Below are 387 nucleotides of genomic sequence, written 5' to 3'. Positions count from 1 at the left end.
CGGCTTCGCCGGGGGCGGGGGCGGGGTCGTGGCCGTGGCCGGGGACGGGGTCTGTTCGGCCTCGGCTTCGCCTTCGGCCGGGGATTCGTTCCCACCCGCACCACCCGTGCGGGATGCGTTGTCGGGTGCGGGTGGCCCCTGCGAGGGTGCCTCGCCGTCGGCGGCTTCCGGACCGCCGGCCACCGGTTCTGCCGACTCCGTCGGCTTCTCCGCTGCCGGTTCCTCCGCCGCCGGTTCCGCCACCGGCTTCTCCGCCGCCGGTTCCTCCGCCGCCGGTTCCGCCACCGGCTTCTCCGCCGCCGGTTCGGCCGGTTCCGCCGCCGCCGGCTCCTCCGGCTTCTCTGCCACCGGCTCTGCCGACTCCGCCGCCGGTTCAGCCACCGGTTC

At 77.0% G+C, this 387-nt stretch carries 1 pseudogene; it reads right to left on the bottom strand.

Features of this window, described 5'->3' with window-relative positions:
• A pseudogene (locus IE249_RS38015) lies at positions 1 to 348 on the bottom strand (VWA domain-containing protein); the annotation flags it as partial.
• Between the last annotated feature and the right edge of the window lie 39 nt (positions 349 to 387).

Source organism: Streptomyces anandii JCM 4720 (genome assembly GCF_014650655.1).
Taxonomy (GTDB): domain Bacteria; phylum Actinomycetota; class Actinomycetes; order Streptomycetales; family Streptomycetaceae; genus Streptomyces; species Streptomyces anandii.
Note: the sequence above shows the minus strand (reverse complement) of the source record. Positions and strands in the feature narration are given on the sequence as shown.